The sequence below is a fragment of the Mesorhizobium sp. BHscii genome, from assembly GCF_053848065.1.
In genome coordinates, this window is record NZ_JBSPKW010000011.1 from 171,420 (window position 1) to 191,685 (window position 20,266).

Annotated in this window: 15 protein-coding genes; 12 read left to right on the forward strand and 3 right to left on the reverse strand. The window is 60.4% G+C overall.

Annotated features, from left to right (window positions below; genetic code table 11):
* Positions 1 to 896: 896 nt before the first annotated feature.
* The 3 genes from ACWTU7_RS17310 to ACWTU7_RS17320 are packed head-to-tail and all read left to right on the forward strand — an operon-like array spanning position 897 to position 4,550.
* On the forward strand, positions 897 to 2,111 hold the full coding sequence (locus ACWTU7_RS17310; RefSeq protein ID WP_065006521.1) for a glycosyltransferase family protein: 1,215 nt from the start codon (positions 897 to 899) through the stop codon (positions 2,109 to 2,111).
* A gap of 1 nt (position 2,112) precedes the next feature.
* On the forward strand, positions 2,113 to 3,357 hold the full coding sequence (locus ACWTU7_RS17315; RefSeq protein ID WP_455839192.1) for a glycosyltransferase: 1,245 nt from the start codon (positions 2,113 to 2,115) through the stop codon (positions 3,355 to 3,357).
* Positions 3,354 to 4,550 (forward strand): glycosyltransferase family protein, encoded by a 1,197-nt coding sequence (locus tag ACWTU7_RS17320; RefSeq protein ID WP_455839191.1) that lies wholly within the window; start codon positions 3,354 to 3,356, stop codon positions 4,548 to 4,550. Before ACWTU7_RS17315 ends, ACWTU7_RS17320 begins: the two co-directional genes overlap by 4 nt.
* Positions 4,551 to 4,650: 100 nt before the next feature.
* On the opposite strand, the gene ACWTU7_RS17325 is transcribed toward ACWTU7_RS17320, so the two are convergent.
* Positions 4,651 to 5,325 (reverse strand): class I SAM-dependent methyltransferase, encoded by a 675-nt coding sequence (locus tag ACWTU7_RS17325; protein ID WP_455839190.1) that lies wholly within the window; start codon positions 5,323 to 5,325, stop codon positions 4,651 to 4,653.
* A gap of 79 nt (positions 5,326 to 5,404) precedes the next feature.
* Here ACWTU7_RS17325 and ACWTU7_RS17330 point away from each other — a divergent pair, with 79 nt between their 5' ends.
* The 4 genes from ACWTU7_RS17330 to ACWTU7_RS17345 all read left to right on the forward strand — a co-directional run bounded on the left by ACWTU7_RS17330 (position 5,405) and on the right by ACWTU7_RS17345 (position 10,242).
* Positions 5,405 to 5,770 carry a hypothetical protein gene (locus tag ACWTU7_RS17330; protein ID WP_455839189.1) on the forward strand — a complete coding sequence of 122 codons (366 nt, stop codon included), beginning with the start codon at positions 5,405 to 5,407 and terminating at the stop codon, positions 5,768 to 5,770.
* A 17-nt stretch (positions 5,771 to 5,787) separates the two neighbouring features.
* Positions 5,788 to 8,502 (forward strand): ABC transporter transmembrane domain-containing protein, encoded by a 2,715-nt coding sequence (locus ACWTU7_RS17335; RefSeq protein ID WP_455839188.1) that lies wholly within the window; start codon positions 5,788 to 5,790, stop codon positions 8,500 to 8,502.
* 302 nt (positions 8,503 to 8,804) lie between these two features.
* Positions 8,805 to 9,254, forward strand: coding sequence for a cyclic nucleotide-binding domain-containing protein (locus tag ACWTU7_RS17340; protein ID WP_029349567.1), 450 nt, complete (start codon positions 8,805 to 8,807; stop codon positions 9,252 to 9,254).
* Positions 9,255 to 9,387: 133 nt separating this feature from the next.
* Positions 9,388 to 10,242 (forward strand): MBL fold metallo-hydrolase, encoded by an 855-nt coding sequence (locus ACWTU7_RS17345; protein WP_455839187.1) that lies wholly within the window; start codon positions 9,388 to 9,390, stop codon positions 10,240 to 10,242.
* Between the two features lies 1 nt (position 10,243).
* Here the strand turns inward: ACWTU7_RS17345 and ACWTU7_RS17350 are convergent, their stop codons facing one another.
* Both ACWTU7_RS17350 and ACWTU7_RS17355 read right to left on the reverse strand, forming a co-directional pair.
* Positions 10,244 to 11,008 carry a polysaccharide deacetylase family protein gene (locus ACWTU7_RS17350; RefSeq protein WP_455839186.1) on the reverse strand — a complete coding sequence of 255 codons (765 nt, stop codon included), beginning with the start codon at positions 11,006 to 11,008 and terminating at the stop codon, positions 10,244 to 10,246.
* Positions 11,005 to 12,093, reverse strand: coding sequence for a glycosyltransferase family 4 protein (locus tag ACWTU7_RS17355; protein ID WP_455839185.1), 1,089 nt, complete (start codon positions 12,091 to 12,093; stop codon positions 11,005 to 11,007). Before ACWTU7_RS17355 ends, ACWTU7_RS17350 begins: the two co-directional genes overlap by 4 nt.
* 92 nt (positions 12,094 to 12,185) lie before the next feature.
* Here ACWTU7_RS17355 and ACWTU7_RS17360 point away from each other — a divergent pair, with 92 nt between their 5' ends.
* From ACWTU7_RS17360 to ACWTU7_RS17380, 5 genes are all read left to right on the forward strand, one after another.
* Entirely contained in the window at positions 12,186 to 13,346 is a 1,161-nt protein-coding gene (locus ACWTU7_RS17360; RefSeq protein WP_095520167.1) for a DUF3095 domain-containing protein, read from the forward strand.
* Between the two features lie 113 nt (positions 13,347 to 13,459).
* On the forward strand, positions 13,460 to 14,803 hold the full coding sequence (locus ACWTU7_RS17365; protein ID WP_455839184.1) for a nucleotide sugar dehydrogenase: 1,344 nt from the start codon (positions 13,460 to 13,462) through the stop codon (positions 14,801 to 14,803).
* Positions 14,804 to 14,986: 183 nt separating this feature from the next.
* Positions 14,987 to 16,327, forward strand: coding sequence for an adenylate/guanylate cyclase domain-containing protein (locus ACWTU7_RS17370; protein WP_029349558.1), 1,341 nt, complete (start codon positions 14,987 to 14,989; stop codon positions 16,325 to 16,327).
* A gap of 148 nt (positions 16,328 to 16,475) precedes the next feature.
* Entirely contained in the window at positions 16,476 to 18,371 is a 1,896-nt protein-coding gene (locus ACWTU7_RS17375) for an ABC transporter ATP-binding protein (RefSeq protein WP_455839311.1), read from the forward strand.
* A gap of 26 nt (positions 18,372 to 18,397) precedes the next feature.
* Positions 18,398 to 20,266 carry an ABC transporter substrate-binding protein gene (locus ACWTU7_RS17380; RefSeq protein WP_455839183.1) on the forward strand — a complete coding sequence of 623 codons (1,869 nt, stop codon included), beginning with the start codon at positions 18,398 to 18,400 and terminating at the stop codon, positions 20,264 to 20,266.

The following is a 20,266-nucleotide window of genomic DNA, read 5'->3' on the forward strand; positions in this document are numbered from 1 at the left end:
AAGCCGCGGCAAACCGCGGCTTTTCGATGCTTGATTCCCTGGAAGGAAACTGGAGCGGGTGAAGCGATTCGAATGCTCGACCCCAACCTTTGATGGAGTATGCTGGAGCTGATCGGCTCGCCGAGCATTCAGATCTTCCGGTCGCTCCAACCTTAAAGTCAAACGCTCCGCTCCCTGGTTGGTGCCGGGCATACTACCCCTTCCGAGCTCCGGCGGCTGGTCGAGAAACTCGTAGACAAGCCAAAAGAGGCTCAGTAGTAGCGACCGCCGCTGCTATCGGCAGCACAAAGCGAGCAGCTGTGCTCTTTTAGGAAAAAGGGCTGCCGGTCCGCATGCTTGTTAGGAAAGAATCGACATTGCACAATTGGATGCGCTGGCTTTAGCTCGCTGGCGCTTCCTTGTGACCCGATTCCAAGGTAGGAGCGAAGCCATTCCTCTCGAGCCGCCCTCCCGCCAGCATGGAATGTGAGGACTCTCCAATATGAAAGGTCCACTATCAGCCAGTTTGGTGCTGCCGCAAAAACCAAAAAGCCGCGCCGAACCGCGGCTATTCGATGTTTGATTCCCCGGAAGGAAACTGGAGCGGGTGAAGTGATTCGAACGCTCGACCCAACCTTGAAAACGTCAATTTCTGCCAACGCCGCCCTATCCGAATTTCCGCTACCAGAATCCGACATGATCAATACCAATGAAATGATGCAGGTTCTTCTGGACCACGTGGCAAGCGGGCAGCTGAGCAGACGCAGCTTCCTGGCTTCAGCATATGGACCCTCTTGGGTAATACGAATTGAAAATTGCGCCCTCATGTTTCAAAACAGGTCGGTAGACCCGCGAGGATGGTTTCGTCCGGGGTCGTCCACGGTCCTCAAGCCGAGAATTCTAAAAGACGTTCAACAATGACCCAGCACGTACAAAACGCTCGAATTCTCATGTACAGCCACGACACGTTCGGGCTCGGCCACTTGCAGCGCTGCCGGACGATCGCGCATTCGCTGGTCGAGGATTTCCGCGGTCTTCAGGTGCTTATCATTTCGGGTGCGACTATCGCTGGCGCCTTCGACTACCGCGCCCGTGTCGACTTCGTGAAGATCCCCAGCGTCATCAAGTTGCGCAACGGCGAATACACTTCGCTGGAAAAGGATATCGATCTGCATGAGACGCTAAGGATGCGCCAGTCGATCATCCGCCATACAGCCGAGACCTTCCGGCCGGATATCTTCATCGTCGACAAGGAACCGCTCGGCCTGCGCGGTGAGATCGAGGACACGCTGTCCTACCTCAAGACGCGGGGCACCACGCTCGTGCTTGGCCTGCGCGAGGTGATGGACGCGCCGCATCTGCTCGAAGCAGAGTGGGCACGCAGGGATGTGATGCGCAAGATAGGCCTGTTCTACGACAAGATCTGGGCCTATGGTCCGCCGGATTTCTACGATCCGTTGACCGGCCTGGAGGTGCCGCCGGCTATCAGGGCAAAGATGAAGTTCGTCGGTTTCCTGCAACGGAGCCTGCAGAAGAACGAGTTGCCCGGCCACCGGCCCGAGGGCGACTATATCCTCGTTACCACCGGTGGCGGCGGTGACGGCGCCGATCTGATCCACAGCGTCATCGATGCCTATCAGCAGGATCCGCAATTGCAGCATAGGGCGTTGATCGTGCTTGGGCCTTACATGCCGGCGCGCAAGCGCAACAAGCTGCTCAAGAAGGGGTCCAAGATCCCCTATATCAGGATCATCGAGTTCGACAACCGCATGGAAGAGCTGATTGCCGGCGCCAAGGCGGTCGTGGCGATGGGCGGTTACAACACCTATTGCGAGATACTGTCGTTCGACAAGCCGGCGCTGATCGTGCCGCGCGTCAAGCCCCGCGAGGAACAACTGATCCGAGCACGGCGCGCAGCCGAACTCGGCCTCATCGAAATGCTTTTGCCGGAAGAAGCCGAGGATTCCCAGCGGTTTGCCAATGCACTGGAGGTGCTGCCGGACCGGCCCGGCCCATCGCAGAGCCATCCGCATCTGACGCTGGAAGGCCTGCCTCACATTTCCGAAATCGTCGCGGAACTGCTCGACCGGCGGGGCGGCCATCACCTTTCGGTCATTGAAGGCATGAACTGAGTTGCAACATCGCAAGATCGTCGTGGTTCTGAAGGGTTATCCGCGGCTGTCGGAAACGTTCATCGCGCAGGAACTGCTCGGTCTGGAGCGTGCGGGGTTCGACCTGATACTGGTCTCGCTCAGGCGGCCGACCGACGCAAAACGCCACCCCGTGCATGACGAGATCAAAGCGCCCGTCCATTATCTGCCGGAATATCTGCATGAAGAGCCGCTACGCGTGGTTCGCTCGCTGTTTGCTTATCTGCTGCGGCCGGGCTTCTGGCGCGCGCTCCGATCGCTGGCTACCGATATCCGCCGCGACTTTACGCGCAATCGCGCGCGCCGCTTCGGGCAAGCGCTCGTGCTGGCGGCCGAATGGCCGGAAGGCGCGGGCTGGCTGCATGCACATTTCGCGCACACACCGGCATCGGTGACGCGCTATGCCAGCCAGCTTCGTGGCCTGCCCTGGAGCTGCTCGGCCCACGCCAAGGACATCTGGACTTCGGCGGACTGGGATCTGGCTGGCAAGCTTTCCTCGGCGCGCTGGACGGTCACTTGCACGAAAACCGGCTTCGACCGTCTGAAAAAACTCGCTAACGGCAGCTCGCCTGTGCATCTGAGCTATCATGGGCTCGACCTTGACCGCTTCGGCAGTTTCGGCGAGGCGCGAAAACAGCATGACGGCTCGGCGCCGGACGAGCCGGTTGTCGTTCTGAGTGTCGGGCGCGCCGTTGAAAAGAAAGGCTACGATACGTTGCTGGAGGCCCTTGCCCTCCTGCCTGGTGATTTGGCGTGGCGTTTCGAGCATATCGGCGGCGGCGAGGAACTGGAACGGTTCAAGGCGCTGGCGCAAAAGCTCGGCCTGGATGGTCGCGTCTCTTGGAAAGGCGCGCTTGCGCAGGAGGAGGTGCTTGAGCACTACCGCTGCGCCGACATCTTCGCCCTGGCCTGCAGGATCACCGCAAATGGCGACCGGGACGGTCTGCCGAATGTTCTGGTGGAGGCGGCTAGCCAGCGGCTTGCCTGCGTTTCGACCGATATTTCCGGCGTGCCGGAGCTTTTATCGCCGGATGAAACCGGGCTGCTGGTTCCGACGGAAAGCCCAATTGCCCTGGCACAGGCGCTGGAGCGCCTGATCCGTGATCCCGTGCTGCGCGCCCGCCTCGGCGACGCCGCAGAGCGGCGCGTGCGCGGTAATTTCGATCATATGGCCAGCATTGGACAGCTCAAGGAACTGTTCGAGCGGGAGTGGCGGGCGGCCGAATGAAGCGGCTGCGCGCTTTCTTCTATGTCCAGCACCTGCTCGGTATCGGCCATCTCGCGCGCGCCAGCCGCATTGCGGCGGCTCTGGTCGATGACGGGTTTGACGTAACCGTCGTGACCGGCGGAGCGCCGATCGCGGGGTTTCCGGGACTGGGTGTAAAATCTGTAACCCTGCCACCTGTCACCTCCGGTGATGAAGGATTTTCCGGACTTGTCGACCTGCAGGGCAAACCCATCGGCGATGATTTCAAGAAATGGCGTTCAGAGATGCTGCTGCAGGCATTTCGGGATTGCCGGCCTGACATCGTCATTGTCGAGGCGTTTCCATTTGGACGCCGGCAGATGCGTTTCGAACTCCTGCCGCTGATCGAGGCCATCGACGCGACGTCGCCAAGACCGCTGCTGGCGACGTCCGTCCGTGATATCCTTCAGGAGCGCGTCAAGCCGGGCCGAAACGAGGAAACAGTCGATCTCATCAACAGGCATTTCGACCTTGTCATGGTCCACGGCGATCCGGCTTTCGCAACCATCGACAAGACTTTTCCACTGGCTGGGGCGATCAAAGCCGAGGTGACCTACACAGGGCTCGTAGCCGCGCCGCCGTCGCGCGGGACCTGCGAGCGCTTCGACGTTCTGGTGTCGGTTGGCGGCGGGGCTGCCGGAAAGAGCCTTGTCAGATCCACCATCGCAGCGGCGCGGCATGCCAGCAACGCTTGGAAATGGTGTTTGATAACCGGCCCAAACCTGCCGAAGGACGAGTTCGACGCGATCGCACGGGATGCCTCGCCGGGCCTGTCCATCTTCCGGTTCCGCGAGGATTTCGCCAGCCTGCTGACCGGCGCCCGCCTGTCGGTCTCGCAGGCGGGCTACAACACGGTCTGCGATGTCCTGGGCGCAGGTTGTCGGTCCCTGCTCGTTCCATTTGCAGCCGGCGGGGAAACCGAGCAGACGGTTCGCGCTCTGATGCTCGAAGAACTCGGTCTTGCAACGGTGCTGATGGAAAAGGACCTAACGCCTGAAGGTTTGGCGGAAGCGATCGAACAGGCGCTTGTGGGACCGACGCCATCCGCGCATCGTCTCGATCTGGAAGGCGCCCGTCGCTCGGCGCAAATCCTGCGCGAGCGGTATAGAACAATGGTCCCTAAAAATGGGTCTGGTTTCGGAAAAGTTCATGATCAAACAAACGATAGATGCTAACGCGCGTCGCGTCTGGTGAGATTCGTGCGACGCGCTTCAAGTCCTTGTTTTTATGCATGTCGTTGTCCCAAAACCGCAACGCACTTTTGGGCGAAATGCATTAAACAGTTCCAATCAGCATGAAGCGCGTATAATTTTTTGTCGGCAGTTCGCCGGAGAACCGCACCTCCCGTAGCGCCGCCATTGCTTCAAAGGCTGCAAGTGAAGCCACGCAGTTGATGTGCGTCGGCTCGCTGAAATAATCGTTCGATTGCAACAGTACATTCGTGCCCCGCGGAAGCAGAGCAAGCCAGGCGGGCAGGTCGGCTATGTGTTCGCAGCTCGTATTGACCACCAGGTCGGGCCGCCCGGCCGCATAGTCGAGTACGTACATGTCTGCCGTGAGCGCCCGGAACCGGTCGCCGGCTTCCCGGTTGAGGGTCCGCGCGACCGGCGCGACTTCGGGATCGATGTCGATGCTGTCGACCGCCGCGATGTCGAAGCGGGCGTCGTTGAAAAGCATTGCAGGCAATACGCCGTACCATCCGCCCAGAACCCATACGCGCCCGAACCGGCCGCCGCAGCTTTCGAACAGCCTGTCGAGCGCCCACATCTTGCAGGCGACCTGCTTGTGGTTGAAGGCGTTTGCGATATCGGCCTTCGGATGCTTGGCGATGACGCGCGCCAGCCCTGCCACGAGAGGGCAGTTGACATAGGCAGCAATTCCCCGCGTGAGGTCCAAGGCTTGCTCGTGCCAGTCCATGCCGGCATTGCGTGGCTGCGTGACATCCATCATATTTGTCTTGTATGTTGGGATTTCGGGCGACACAACGCAATCTTGCCTCCCGCAAGGCTGTTGATTCGCGGACGTGATTATGCAGCAAGCCGCTTCGCCATTGCCCGGTGCCGGAGAGAGCCTGTTGCATCTGTCCGGACCATCGGCGTCCATCCGCCAGCACCAGCGGCGCAGCTGCGGCCTCGTGCTGCTCGGCTATTCGCCAAAACCCTACGGAAGCCGCGAACCATTTGGCCAGCTGCTTTCTTCGCTGATCAACAATGCCCATGGCGTTGTCATCGACCATGCGCCGGAACTGGATCGCGCCGCCTCGCAGGTTCCTTCCTTCGTTGAGCGCAGGACAATCTCCGTGCGCTGCAGCTTCGAGCTTGTCGTTGGCGACGAAGAAATTGCCGATACGCCATTCGCCAGCAGGTGCTTTTACATCCTGCATGCATTCAACTGAAGGGTCCACTGCCGCATATGGAACCCAGCCTAGCCCGCTATATCTGGACGCACACCAAGAAGCAGCAGCTCTGGATATTGATGATCGTCATGCTTTCGATGATCCCGTATTTCATGTCCTTCGACCTGCCGAAGCTGATCGTCAACGGCCCGATCCAAGGTAGCGGCTTCGAGCAACCGGGCGCGACCCAGCCGTTCATGAGGCTGCACTACAACCTGCCGTTCATCGGAGAGGTCCAGTTCTTCTCCGGTTTTCAGCTCGACCGCAAGGAGACGCTGTTTGCCCTGAGCATTGTCTTCCTCTTGCTAGTCGTTATCAACGGCCTGTTCAAACTCTACATCAACACCTACAAGGGCCGCCTCGGCGAACGCATGCTGCGGCGTATCCGCTTCGATCTTCTCGATCGTGTGCTGCGCTTTCCCCCGGGTTACTTCAAGCGGGTGAAATCCGCCGAAGTGGCGACCATGGTGAAGGACGAGGTGGAGCCGCTGGGCGGCTTCATCGGCGATGCCTTCGTGCAGCCGGTGCTGCTCGGCGGCCAGGCGCTGACGGCCATGCTGTTCATCATGATCCAGAATTTCTGGCTCGGAATGATAGCCGCCGTGATCGTGGCGTTCCAGATCGTGCTCATCCCGCGAATGCGGCGGCGGCTGATCGTGCTCGGGCGCCAACGGCAGTTGACGGCGCGCGCGCTTTCGGGCCGGATTGGCGAAATCGTCGACGGCATCGGCGCGGTTCACGTCCACGATACATCAAACTACGAGCGCGCCGACATAGCTGCCCGGCTCGGGCTCATCTTCAAGATCCGCTTCGATCTTTACCAATGGAAATTCATGGTAAAGTTCCTCAACAATTTTCTCGCGCAGATCACGCCTTTTCTGTTCTACATGATAGGCGGGTACCTGGTTATCCAGGGGCGGCTGGATGTCGGCCAGCTAGTGGCCGTGATCAGCGCCTACAAGGAACTTCCCGGACCGATGAAGGAACTGATCGACTGGGATCAGGCGCGGCAGGATGTCCAGGTCAAATACCAGCAGGTCGTTGAACAGTTCACCGTCGATGGTCTCATCGCGCCGAGAATCGGGGCATTGACGATCGACGCTCCCGAGCCGATGACCAAACCCCTGTCGGCGATCAGTCTGTGCATTGCAGACGATGGCGGTGCAATGCTCCTCGACCGTATCTCCCTCCAGGTCAAGCCGGGTGAGACGGTGGCGCTGGTCAGTACCGCAACAGGTGGAGCCGAGGCGCTTGCAGAAGCCTTCGCGCGGTTGAACTGGCCGGACAGCGGAAGGGTCGTTTCGGGCGCCGACGATCTGCTTGAACTCCCCGAAGCAGTGACCGGCCGGCGGATGTCCTATGCCTCGTCGGATGTTTTCCTGTTCCAGGCAAGCCTCCGCGATAACCTGCTCTATGGGTTGAAGCATGCGCCGCTGACATCGGTGACTTATGACGATGCTGCGGCAGACCAGCACCGCTGGAACGTCCACGAGGCGCGCCGGTCGGGCAATCCGGAACTTGATATCCACAGCGACTGGATCGACTATGCTGCCGCCGGCGCTACCGGCCCGCACGACCTGTTTGAAGCCGTGCGCCGGGTGCTCGACGCGGTTGTTCTGTCGCGCGACATTCTGGATCTTGGCTTGCGCTCTTCGGCCGACCTCACGCGTCATACGGAGCTTGCCAGGCGGATCGTCGAACTGCGTGCGGCGCTGCGAAGCCGGCTGGAACGCGAAGGGCTGAGCGGACTGGTGGTTCCTTTCGAACCGGGCGCCTACAACAAGGAAGCAACGATCGGCCAAAACCTGCTCTTCGGCGCTGCCGCCGGCCCCGAACTGGCCGACAGGGCTCTAGCGGCCAATCCCTATTTTGCTTCTGTGCTGAGGCAAGCCGGCCTCGACCGCACGCTCTACGAAATGGGCATGGAGATCGCCGAACAGGCGATCGAGCTGTTTGCCGACCTGCCGCCCGATCACCAGTTCTTCCAGCAGCTCGCCTTCATGAGCGCCGAGGAGATCCCCACCTACGAAACCTTGCTGCAACGGCTCAAGAACCGTCCCTACGAGGCGGTTTCGGAGAGCGACCGCGCCATGATCGTCTCCTTGAGCTTTGCCTATATCGAGCCCCGGCACCGCTTCGGACTGCTGAGCGACGAGCTGATGAGCAAGATCGTCGCTGCACGCAACCGGTTCCATGAAAACCTGCCGCCCGAGCTGAAAAATGCAATCGAACGGTATGATCCTGCCAAATACATTGCGGCGGCCACCGTCATGGATAATGTCCTGTTCGGGCGTGTGGGCAACAACCATCCCGACGCGCCGGACCGCATACGGACCATCGTCTATGACATTCTTGACGAACTGGGGCTTTACGCCGAACTTCTGGATGTCGGCCTGGACTTCAATGTCGGCTCCGGCGGCAGGCGGCTGACCGGTGGACAGCGACAGAAGCTCGATGTTGCCCGGGCCCTGCTCAAGCGTCCCGATTTTCTCATTCTCAACCGCCCGCTGTCGGCGCTCGACCAGCGCATGCAGGATAAGGTGCTGCGAAACGTGCTCGAGGAAGCCAGGCGCGACGGCCATTCGCCGGCAATTGTGTGGGTCCTGACGAACCCGGCAATGGCGATGATGTTCGATCGCGTTATCGTCTTCGACGGGGGTCAATTGGTGGAAGACGGAACACACGAGACACTTTTGGCAGGGAACGGTATCTTCAAGGAACTGCTGTCATAGAGCAACGGACATTCAGATGGGATCATTCTGCCGGTGGGAATTTGCTGCAGGCCGAGGGATTCAGCGAAGGGCGTAGCGGGAATACATCCGCGCCGAAACCCGAAGCATTTGCCGCAAATTCACCGGCTCTTCTGGTTTCGGCTGGCGGGCGCCCATTTGTCAGGCGGCATCGCCCGATCGCTCGACATCGGGCTCGCCGCCTTTCGCGTGGTCGTCTCGCCATTCCGGGAAACAGAACTAATTCCATCTGGGCGGCCGTTGCTCTAGTCTGGCAAACGCGAATTTTGGGAAGGTTTGCGACAATGCTGCTCAAGGACGAAGTTGGAATGCTGCAACGCGTTCCCTTGTTCTCTGCTATCGAGCCGACAAAGCTCAAGCTGCTTGCGTTCACATCCGATCGTGTGAGCTACAGTGCCGGCCAGATCCTTTTCCGGCAGGGCGACGAGGGAGACGCCGCCTATGTCATCCTTTCAGGCAGGGCGGATATCCTGGTCGATTCCGACAGCGGACCGATAAAAGTTGCCGAACTGGAGCCAAATTCGATTGTTGGCGAGATCGCCATATTGTGCAACAGCTCCCGCACGGCCACCGTCAGAGCGGCAAGTCCGCTGGAAGCGTTGAGAATCAGCAAGGATCATTTCCTGAGGCTTATGAAGGAGTTCCCGGAAATGACCATCGAGATATTGCGGGTTCTTGCCGATCGCCTAAGCCATACGACCGCGGATCTGATCGATGCACGAAGCGCCAAATAACGGATGACGTCCGCTCGATCCTCGCAGTCGTGATGGCACCGGCCTCTTGCTGAGAAGGTCACCCGGGAAAACCTGTCTCGCCTAGCAGCAGTTGTTTGGCTACGATGGGCGACGGGGACTGCGAAGGGGTAGCATGGACGACGACGTTTTCCTGGTCAGGTTTTGGGGCGTGCGCGGCAGCATTTCGGTATCGGGGCCAGAATTCTCTCGCTATGGCGGCAACACAATCTGCATTGAGATGCGATGCGGTAAGCATACGCTTCTATTCGACGCAGGCTCTGGCCTACGACCTGCCGGCGGGGCGCTTCAGGCTCTGGGCGTGACCGATTTCGACCTGCTTTTCACCCATTGCCATTACGATCACATCATCGGGTTGCCGTCTTTTGCGCCGATCTATGACCGGAGCGTTAAGGTTACGCTTTGGTCCGGGCATCTTGCAGGACACATGACGACCCGGCAGATGGTCGATAAGTTCATGCGGCCGCCGTGGTTTCCGATGAAACTGGAGTTCTGCAAGGCAAGGCTCGACTATCGCGATTTCGTATCCGGAGACGTGCTTCGGCCGCGCGAAGGGGTGGTGGTCCGAACCGGCAGTCTTACCCATCCGGGCGGCTGCATAGGCTACCGGGTCGAATGGGGCGGCCGCGTCGTGGCGGTGATAACAGACACTGAGCACGAGCCGGACAAACTCGATCAGGCGGTGCTCGGCCTGATCGAAGATGCCGACCTCGTCATTTACGATTGCACCTACACCGAGGAGGAAATGGAACGCCGCCGCGGTTACGGGCACTCGACATGGCAACAGGGCGCCAAGCTCTGTGAGGCGGCCGGTGCGCGCGGGCTTGCGCTGTTTCACCACGATCCGACACGCACCGACGAGGAACTGGACGAGATCGAGAAACTGGCCAAAGACAGGTTTGCCGGCGCTTTTGCCGCGCGGGATGGCCAGACGCTCACATTTCCAGTCTCATTGCACAAAAAGCGCTGAGCTATTTTCCTCTACCGGCGCTGCGCCCGATCAGTGTCCTGATCGGAAGCCATGCGCAGGCTTCAGTCTGTGCTGTGACTGTGAACAGCCGTTCGAGGAAAAGCCAGGCCGATTCATCATGTACGAGATGGTGGGTGAGCAGGCCGACCGGTTCGCCGCCGTCGAATGCACGCTGCAATTGCGCGATGATAGCCTGAACCAATGAGCCATGATCGCGGCAGCCGCGCGTGCCATGCCAATCCATGATGTCGACATTGCTGTTGATGACCGCCAGTGAAGCCGGCTTCGGCGGCCCATAGACCGACAATGCCGCAAATCCTATCGATCCAAGGTCGGATACCAAGCCGGCGTCGATCCTGTTCCAGGGTGGCACCAGCATCGGAACGGCACGTGCGCCGTGCAGGCCGGTTACGTGCGACAGCCCGCGAGCCAGATCATCGAGCACCACCTCGCGTGGCCGATGCGCGCCGAGCTCCTGCTTTTTCTGGTCCTCGGGCGCATGATTTCGGTGCGTCCAACCATGGATGGCGACCGTGGCATGTGGCGCCTCGTTAAGCCGGGCGACAAGCTTCTCACCAGTCAGGGCCGGAATGACGGCCAGAGTGACCGGAACCGCGAATTCACCGGTGAGGTCGAGCAGCCGATCAAGCGCCGGCGTCGGCTCCACGGCGTCATCGTCACGCAGCCAGAACTCTGCCTTATGGTCCGCCCGTTGCCGGCACGCCAGTTCTTCCACCAAGGGCTGCCAGATCTGATCGGATGTCATGAAACCGGGATCCTCGCAAGAAGTTCGGCCAGACGCGCCGCTGCAACACCGAGGGAGCGTTCTTCGAGGATGAAACGTCTGGCTTCCGCGGCCATGATGGTTCTTTCGTCGTTACGGGCCAGAAGCCTTTCGATGGCAGAAGCGAACGCCGCCACATCGCCCGCCGGGGTGAGAAACCCGGTCTGGCCATCCCGCACGACCTCCGGCACGCCGGCGATGTCCTGAGCCACCACCGGAAGGCCGGCGGCCTGTGCTTCAAGATAGGCAACGCCATAGGCCTCGCCGTAACCCGGCCAGACGTAAATTCCCCCACCGTAGAGGACATCCGGCACGGCGGCTGGCTCAATCGCGCCAAGCCATTCGATACGGTCGGCGGGCAAGCCTGCGAATTGCGCTTTGATCTCGTCACGGGCAGGCCCATCCCCGACCACCGACATGGTCCAGGGCAGGTGGCCGATCGGACCGAGCGCCTGCGCCAGCATGCGATAGCTTTCGACTTTGTCGCCCGGGCGCATCATGGCGACGGTAACGAGGCGCGTCGGACAACCCCGTGCCGGCATTTCCCGGAATACCGATGTGTCGATGAAGGGCGAAAGCATACCGAGAGCGGCGTCGGGAATCGCATCCATCAGTCCCTGACGATCCCTTTGCGTGAAGCAGATGTTCAGCGCTGCCTGTTCGACGGCTCGCGCCACCAACGCTTGGGTATCGGCCCACAAACCGACGTTGCGCCGCCTCGAATAGGAGGCTTCCGCTGTCACATAGGGGATAGCAAAGGCCGACGCCAGTTCGGGTCCGATCAGGTCGGGCGCCTTGAAATAGGGATGATAGGAGAACCAGAGATCGGGCTTGCCGTCACGATCCCAAAGCCTTGTCAGCCGCGCGGCTTCCTCTCGGGCCTCGATCTTGAGCGCAGCGAAACTTTTCGACTCCGGTTCGCGTAGATAGAAGCGCAATTCGGATACTAGTTCGACGCTATGCCCTCCATGCTCCAGCGCCTTGACCAGCATCCGTGCCATCTGCCGGTCGCCGGAGGCAACGGGATGATTGGGCGACTTCAGCGGCGCGTAGAAGGCAATTCGCATCGCCGGACCCTATCATCGGAATGCCTGTGCAAGTCAATTTCGAAGCATGATCGACTTCACCCTCAAGCAGTGGAATGTGCTATCTGATGCTCATGGAAACAGCTGCCGCGTCCGACCCGTTTGTCGCTTCCTTGCCGGTCTTCGCAAAGTTCGAAAGCGTTGCCGATATCGATAACTATCGGCCTCTCCCGGATGGCTGGGCGCTGGCCACCGCCGACATCGTCGGCTCGACCAAGGCGATCGGGGCTGGGCGCTATAAAACCGTCAATATGGCCGGCGCCAGCGTCATTTCGGCGCTGCTCAATGCGCTGGGTCGGCAAGATCTTCCCTTTGTCTTCGGCGGCGACGGCGCGCTCGTGGCGTTTCCCGGCTCGGCGCTGGAGATCACCCGCAACGCGCTGGCGGTTGTCCAGAGATGGGTGGCGGACGAACTGGACCTGACCTTGCGAGCCGCAATCGTGCCGATAAAGGATATAAGAGCGCAAGGCCTCGACGTTCGCGTGGCGAGGTTCCGGGCCTCCGAAGCGGTCTTCTATGCCATGTTCGCCGGCGGTGGCGGCAGTTGGGCGGAAGCCGAGATGAAAGCGGGGCGCTACCGCATCGATCCTGCGCCAGCCGGCGCGCGGCCGGATCTGACCGGCCTCTCCTGCCGCTGGGACCCGATCGAAGCCCGGCATGGCGAAATCGTCTCGATCATAGCCATACCGGGGGCGTCGCGCGACTTGCGCGGTTTTCAGTTTCTGGCTTCCGACATCATCGCTCTTGCCGGCAGGCAGGAACGCGATGGCCACCCGGTGCCGGTGAACGGGCCGGGCTTCAGTTTTCCGCCCGCCGGCCTCGATATCGAGGCGCGGGCCATGGCGCCGGCAGGATGGCGATGGCTGTCGAAGCTGTGGATATTGTTTCTGATGACGCTTACGGCTGTCACCGACAGATATGGCTGGACGATCGGCAGTTTCGATCCGAAGGTCTACAAACGCGACGTGGCCAGCAATTCGGATTTCCGGAAGTTCGACGACGGCTTGAAGATGACCATCGACGTTGACGCGGATGTGTTGCAACGGATCGAGAACCGGCTGAAACAGGCGGAAGAGGCGGGCATCTGCAACTATGGCCTGCACCGCCAGAAATCGGCCTTGATGACATGCCTGGTCGCCTCGCCGCTGCAGCGCGATCACGTTCATTTCATCGATGGCGCCGCCGGCGGCTATGCGATGGCCGCCGCAAGCCTGAAGGCGAAGGTGCCGGTCTGACGACGGCTTGCGGAAATCGATTTTCCGCAATATGCCTCGGGGTTCTTGGGGAACCAGGTGAGCCTCGCCATGGGAGCGGACGGGTCTGTCCGAATTGAACGGAAAGCAGATTTTTGGACGCCTCACGATCGACATATGACCGTCTTCTGAATCGGATTTCGACGCGCGCCGCGCAAGTCGGCGTGATTGGACTGGGCTATGTCGGGTTGCCGCTGGCGGTTGCGATCGCACGCGCCGGCTTCCCGGTTTCCGGCTTCGACATCGAAGCCCAGAAGGTCGAGAAGCTGAACAACGGCCAATCCTACATTGAGGCGGTGACATCGACGGCCCTTGCCGGCCAGGTGGCGAGCGGACGGTTCCGCGCCACTGCGGATTTTGCCGAACTGGCCGTCTGCGATGTCATCATCATCTGCGTTCCGACACCGCTGACGAAAAACCGTGAGCCGGACCTCTCCTTTGTCAGGAACACGGCAGGCATCATCGCGAAGCATCTGCGTCTCGGCCAACTGATCGTGCTGGAATCGACCACCTATCCCGGCACCACCGACGACGTGATCAAGCCCATACTGGAAGAAACCGGCTTGCAGTCGAAGATAGACTTCTTCCTCGGCTTCTCGCCCGAACGCGAGGATCCCGGCAACCGTAGCTTTGAAGTCGCGACGATCCCCAAGGTCGTGGCAGGCGACGGCATTGAAGCGGCGACGCTCGTGCAGGCTTTCTACCAGGGCGTGGTCAAGACCGTCGTTCCGGTTTCCACCACGGCGACCGCCGAGGCGGTCAAGCTGACGGAAAACATCTTCCGCTCGGTCAACATAGCCCTGGTCAACGAGTTGAAGGTCGTGCTCGGTGCGATGGGCATCGACATCTGGGAGGTGATCGAGGCGGCAAAGAGCAAGCCCTTCGGCTACATGCCTTTCTATCCTGGCCCCGGACTTGGCGGGCACTGCGTTCCGATCGATCCCTTTTACTTGACGTGGAAGGCGCGCGAATACGAACTGCCGACCCGCTTCATCGAACTGGCGGCAGAGATCAACACGGCCATGCCGCGTCATGTGGTCGATGAACTGGCGAAGGCGCTGGACCGGCGCTGCGGCAAGGCGCTCAGTCGCTCGCGCATTCTCATCATCGGGCTCGCCTACAAGAAGAATGTGCCCGACATCCGCGAAAGCCCCTCATTGCGGCTCATTGAACTCATCGAGGAATGGGGCGGCAAGGCGGAATTCCACGATCCGCATGTTACCGAGATCCCGACCACACGGGAGCATATGGCGATCAAGGGGCGGCGCTCGGTCGAATTGACCGAGGCGGCCTTGAAGGATTTCGACGCTGTCGTCGTTGCAACCGACCACGACGCGATCGACTATCACGCGATCGCTGATCACGCTCTTCTGATCGTCGACACACGCAATGTTTTTGGCCGCCTCGGGCTAGCCCGAGAGACGGTGGTGAAGGCCTGACGGCGTCTGAGCCGGCGCATTTTTTACCTGATGGCAGGATCATGATTGCACTCCGCCGGCAGCCTCGCCACATAATGCCCCGTCGCCGGCTTTTGCCGCCAAAGGACACCATTGACTTCGAGGGTCTTATCTTTGTGTCGTTAGAAAGGAGAATGGCTCGTCTTCGACGGGTCTCGAGATAGCATGAGCACAGCGCAAGCAGAAATTTCCACCATTCTCATGGATAAGGTTGCCGATTGGCTGACCCAATCGGCGCTGGCGGGCGACGACCTGGAAACATTGGTAAAGGGCTTTTGTGAACGGCTGGCTGCTGCCGGCCTGCCGTTGAAGCGGGTGCATTTGAGCTTTTCGATGCTTCATCCGCTTTATGACGCGCTTGGCTTCACCTGGCTTCGCGGCCAGGGCATGGAAGTGGAAGGCTTCCGCAAAAAGGACGGCGTTCATTCTGACAGATTCCTGACCAGCCCATACTACCATCTGCTCAGCAACAAGCTCGACCATCTGAGGCGCCGGCTCGACCCGTCGGTGCCGTCGGAATTTCCTGTTTTCGATGAACTCAGGCTTATGGGCGTGACCGATTACATGGCTTTCGTCCATCCCTTCAACGGCAATACCAGTCAGGGCATGATCGGGTCCTGGTCCACCGACAGCGCTTCAGGCTTCAGCGACAGCATGATTTCAGCGCTGCTGCGCATCCAGAACCATCTCGCTATCGCAACCAAGATGGCGGTGCTCACCAAGCTGGCCGACAACATGATGACCACTTATCTCGGCGGCGACGCCGGCAGGCGCGTGCTGGACGGCCAGATCAAGCGCGGCGAGGGCGATACAATCCGGGCCGCACTGGTCATGGCCGATATGCGCGGGTCGACAAGGCTTGCCGAAACTTCCGGCCGCGAAATCTACATCGATACGCTGAACCAGTTTTTCGATGCCATTGCTGCACCTTTCAATCGCAAAGGCGGACAGATCATGAGTTTCATAGGTGATGGTTTTATTGCCGTCTTCCCTTGCGAAAGGCACCGTGCGCAGTCCGAGATCGCCTGCCAGGCTGCTCTTGCGGCAACGCACAAGGCCACCGCGCGCATGATGGATCTCAATCTGCGCAGAAAGGAGCAGGGATTGGGCGACATAAAATTTGGCATCGGCCTGCATGTCGGCAATGTGATGTTCGGCAATGTCGGACTTACCGACCGGCTAACATTCTCTGTCTTCGGCTCGGCTGTAAATGAGGTCCAGCGCCTCCAGACCCTGACCAAGAAATATCCGCACAGCATCCTCGCCAGTAAAGACTTCGCCGGCTATTGCGGCGCCAACAGCTGGCTGACGCTCGGCAAGGAGGGACTGGCGGGTATCAAACAGAAGCTGACGGTGCTTTCACCCGATCTGTCGGGTGCTCTCGCACTCGATGAGGACGGCACGCTGGAGCCGATTTACGACCGAATATCCGACGCCGAGCAGGTCATGCTGCTTCATCGCGATGCAGCGCGGCTGTCGGCGGGCGCCCCGAGGAAGCTCCAGTAACCGCCCCGATCTGATCCGAACGCCTTTGGTATGCAGTCCGGTCGCCGTTCCGCCAGGGAACTGGCGATTGTTTCGAATCCAAGTTGCTCTAGGCTGGCAATGCGCTAGTCTCGCCTTTTGGACCTGCCAGAGTGGGGCTGGTATGAGAATGAATTCGGGCGTTGATCTGCTGCGGATCGAGGATGTTGGCATCTCTTTTGCCATTATCGGGGGACCGTTGCATGCCGTCAGGCGTGCAAATCTTCGCGTCCTCCCCGGCAAGGTTACCGCGCTTGTGGGCGAGTCGGGTTCCGGAAAATCGGTTATCAGCCAGGCAGTGATGGGCATTTTGCCGAACACAGCCCAAGTTCGCGGCCGTATCCTGTTTTCCGATCCTGAAAAGCCCGGCACGACGCAGGATATCCTGCAGATGCCGCGTGACGGACCCGATATCCGGGCGTTGAGAGGCAGCCGCATCGGCAAGATCTTTCAGGAGCCGATGACATCGCTGTCGCCGCTGCACACGATCGGCAACCAGGTCAGCGAATCCCTGCAGATTCATACGCCCATGGCTCGAGCGGAGCGCAAGGCGCGGACCGAGGAAATGCTCGGCCTTGTCGGGTTTCCCAATCCCAAGCGCGCCTATGACATGTATCCCTTTGAACTTTCGGGAGGAATGCGTCAACGCGCCATGATCGCGATGGCGCTTATCTGCCGGCCCGCCTTGTTGATCGCCGACGAGCCGACGACGGCGTTGGACGTCACCATCCAGGCGCAAATCCTGCAATTGCTGCGCGGGCTTCAGACCAAGCTGAACATGGCGATGCTACTGATCACGCACGACCTCGGCGTGGTCGCCAATGTCGCCGACGAGGTGGTGGTCATCTACCATGGCGAGATCATGGAAGCGGGACCTGTCGAGGCGATATTCCGCCGGCCAGGTCACCCTTACCTGAAGGGCCTGATGGCAGCCGTTCCGCATTTCGATCTGAAGCCTGGCGAAAGGCTAAAAGCGCTCCGCGAGGTGCCGGTGAATGTCGGGAACCTGCTCGGCAAGCAGACGGCGCCGGCGTCGAAGGGGCCGGACGACGTCCTGCTGTCGGTCAGGGATCTGAAAAAGACCTTCACCACCCGCAAGTCCGGATGGTTCGGAGCGGGTCATCAAACCTCTGTTCGCGCCGTGGACAGCGTGAGCTTCGATATCAGGCGGGGTGAGTGCCTGGGTCTGGTCGGCGAAAGCGGCTCCGGCAAAACCACCGTCAGCAAGATCCTCATGCGGGCTGTCACCCCTAGCGGCGGCTCTGTGATCTTCAACGGACGCGATGGACCGATCGACGTCTTGGAAGCCGAGGGAGACGCCCTGCGCATGCTGCGCGCGAAAATCCAGATGGTCTTCCAGGATCCGGTTTCGTCGCTTTCACCTCGCATGACGGTGGAGAACATCTTGAGCGAGCCGCTGGAAATCCATCAACGTGGCCATGCCGCGTCCCGACTCGCCACGGTAAAGAGCCTGATGCAGGCAATCGGGCTCGATCCGCGCTTCATCAAGCGTTATCCGCACAGTTTCTCCGGCGGGCAGCGTCAGCGTATCGGCATCGCGCGCGCGTTGGCGCTGGGGCCTGAACTCCTGATCTGCGACGAGCCGGTTTCGGCACTCGATGTCTCTGTCCAGGCGCAGATCCTGAACCTTTTGAAGGACCTGCAGAAGGAACTGGGCCTGACCTACCTGTTCATATCCCACAATCTGGCGGTGGTGGACTACATGGCAGACCGCATCGCGGTGATGTGCGGCGGGCGTATCGTCGAGCTTGCGCCGCGCGAAATCCTGCTTAGGAAACCGGTCCACCCCTACACCCGCTCGCTGGTTGCCGCAGTACCTTTCCCCGATCTCGACAGGCCGATGGATTTCAAGACGCTGAAGCTCAGCGGCGCTTCCGACACCAGCGCATGGGGACCGCAATTCCGCGACGAGGGCGACGAGGATATGCTGTCGCCGCTCGATCTTGGCGGCGGCCACCTCGTGCTCGCCCGACGTTCGGCCGATGTCAGCGAGTTACGCCATTGATCAGCCGGCGCACCGTCCTTGGACTCATGGCTTCGGCATTTCTGCCGGGCACGTCGCGCGCCGGCGATCTGGAGCCGGAATTTCTTCAGCCACAGCTGAAGGCCAAGGCGTTGCCGGCACTCGCCGAACGCCTGCCCAAGAGCCCGCGCGCGCTGAACCTCGCCGCGATGGGCCGGCAGCCCGGCCAGTATGGCGGCACGCTGCGCACGATCATCGGCAGCCAGAAAGATATCCGGATGATGACGATCTACGGGTATGCTCGCCTGGTCGGCTATGACGAAAAGCTTAACTTGCAACCCGATATCCTCGAAAGTTTCGACGTAGCGGATGATCGCGTCTTCACTTTCAAGATTCGGGAAGGGCATAAATGGTCTGACGGTAGCCTGCTGACGCCGGAGGATTTTCGCTATTGCTGGGAAGATGTCTGGCTGAACGATGAGCTTTCGCAAGGCGGGCTTGCCCCGGCCCTGCTGGCGGACGGCAAGCCGCCACGCTTCGAGATCGTCGATCCGTCGACGGTCCGCTATAGTTGGGATGCGCCCAATCCCGACTTCCTGCCCAAGCTTGCTGCTGCTTCGCCGCTATCGCTTGCTCTGCCGGCCGCCTATCTCAAGCAGTTCCACAAGAAATACCAGGATCCATTCCGGCTCGCCGGCCTAATGAAGGAGAACCGGGCCAAGAAATGGACGCTCCTGCATATCCGCATGTCGCGGCAGTATCGCCCGGAGAACCCGGAACTGCCGACGCTCGATCCCTGGCAGAACCGGACCAAGCCGCCGGCCGAGCAATTCGTCTTCGAGCGCAACCCTTTCTTTCATCGAATAGACGAGAATGGCCGGCAACTGCCCTATGTTGACCGGATCGTCATGAATGTCAGCTCGTCGGCGATCATCTCCGCCAAGACCGGTGCGGGGGAGAGCGACCTGCAAAGCATGGGAATTGACTTCAGCGATTACTCCTTCCTGAAGGACGCGGAGAAGCGCTACCCGGTGAAGATGCATCTCTGGAAACGCACACAGGGTTCGCGGCTGGCGCTGCTGCCCAATCTGAATTGTGCCGACCGGACGTGGCGTGGCCTTTTGCGTGACGTGCGCGTGCGCCGCGCACTTTCGCTCGCTGTGGACAGGCGCGAGATCAATATGGCCGTGTTCTACGGACTGGCGCAGGAAAGTGCCGATACGGTCCTGCCGGAGAGCCCGCTCTACCGGCCGGAATTCGCGAAAGCCTGGGTCGCCCATGATCCCGACCAGGCCAATGCCTTGCTCGACGAGGTCGGGCTTCAGACGCGTGACGATGACGGCCTGCGGATACTTCCCGATGGGCGCCCTGCGCAGATCATAGTGGAAACGGCCGGCGAAAGCACGCTGGAAACCGACGCGCTCGAACTCATCACCGATCACTGGCGCAAGATCGGGATCGCCCTGTTCATCCGGACTTCGCAGCGCGATATCTTCCGCAGCCGCGCGCTTGGCGGCCAGATCATGATGTCGATGTGGTCGGGCATCGACAATGGCGTGCCGACCGCCGACATGAACCCGTACCAGCTGGCCCCCACCATCGACGACCAGCTGCAATGGCCGCTCTGGGGTGCTCACTACTTGTCTCACGGCAAGGTCGGTGAGGCGCCCGATCTTCCGCCTGTGGTCGAGTTGATGGTTTTGCTCAAGCGCTGGAACGCATCGACCGAAGCCACGGAGCGCGCCGAAATCTGGAATTCGATGCTGTCGATCTACACCGATCAGGTGTTTTCGATCGGCACCGTGAACGGAACTCTTCAGCCGGTCCTGGTGTCCTCGCGGCTGCGCAACCTGCCTGACAAGGCGCTCTACGGCTATGACCCGACCGCCTATTTCGGTGTCTACATGCCGGATACATTCTGGCTTGGAGAGTCCTGA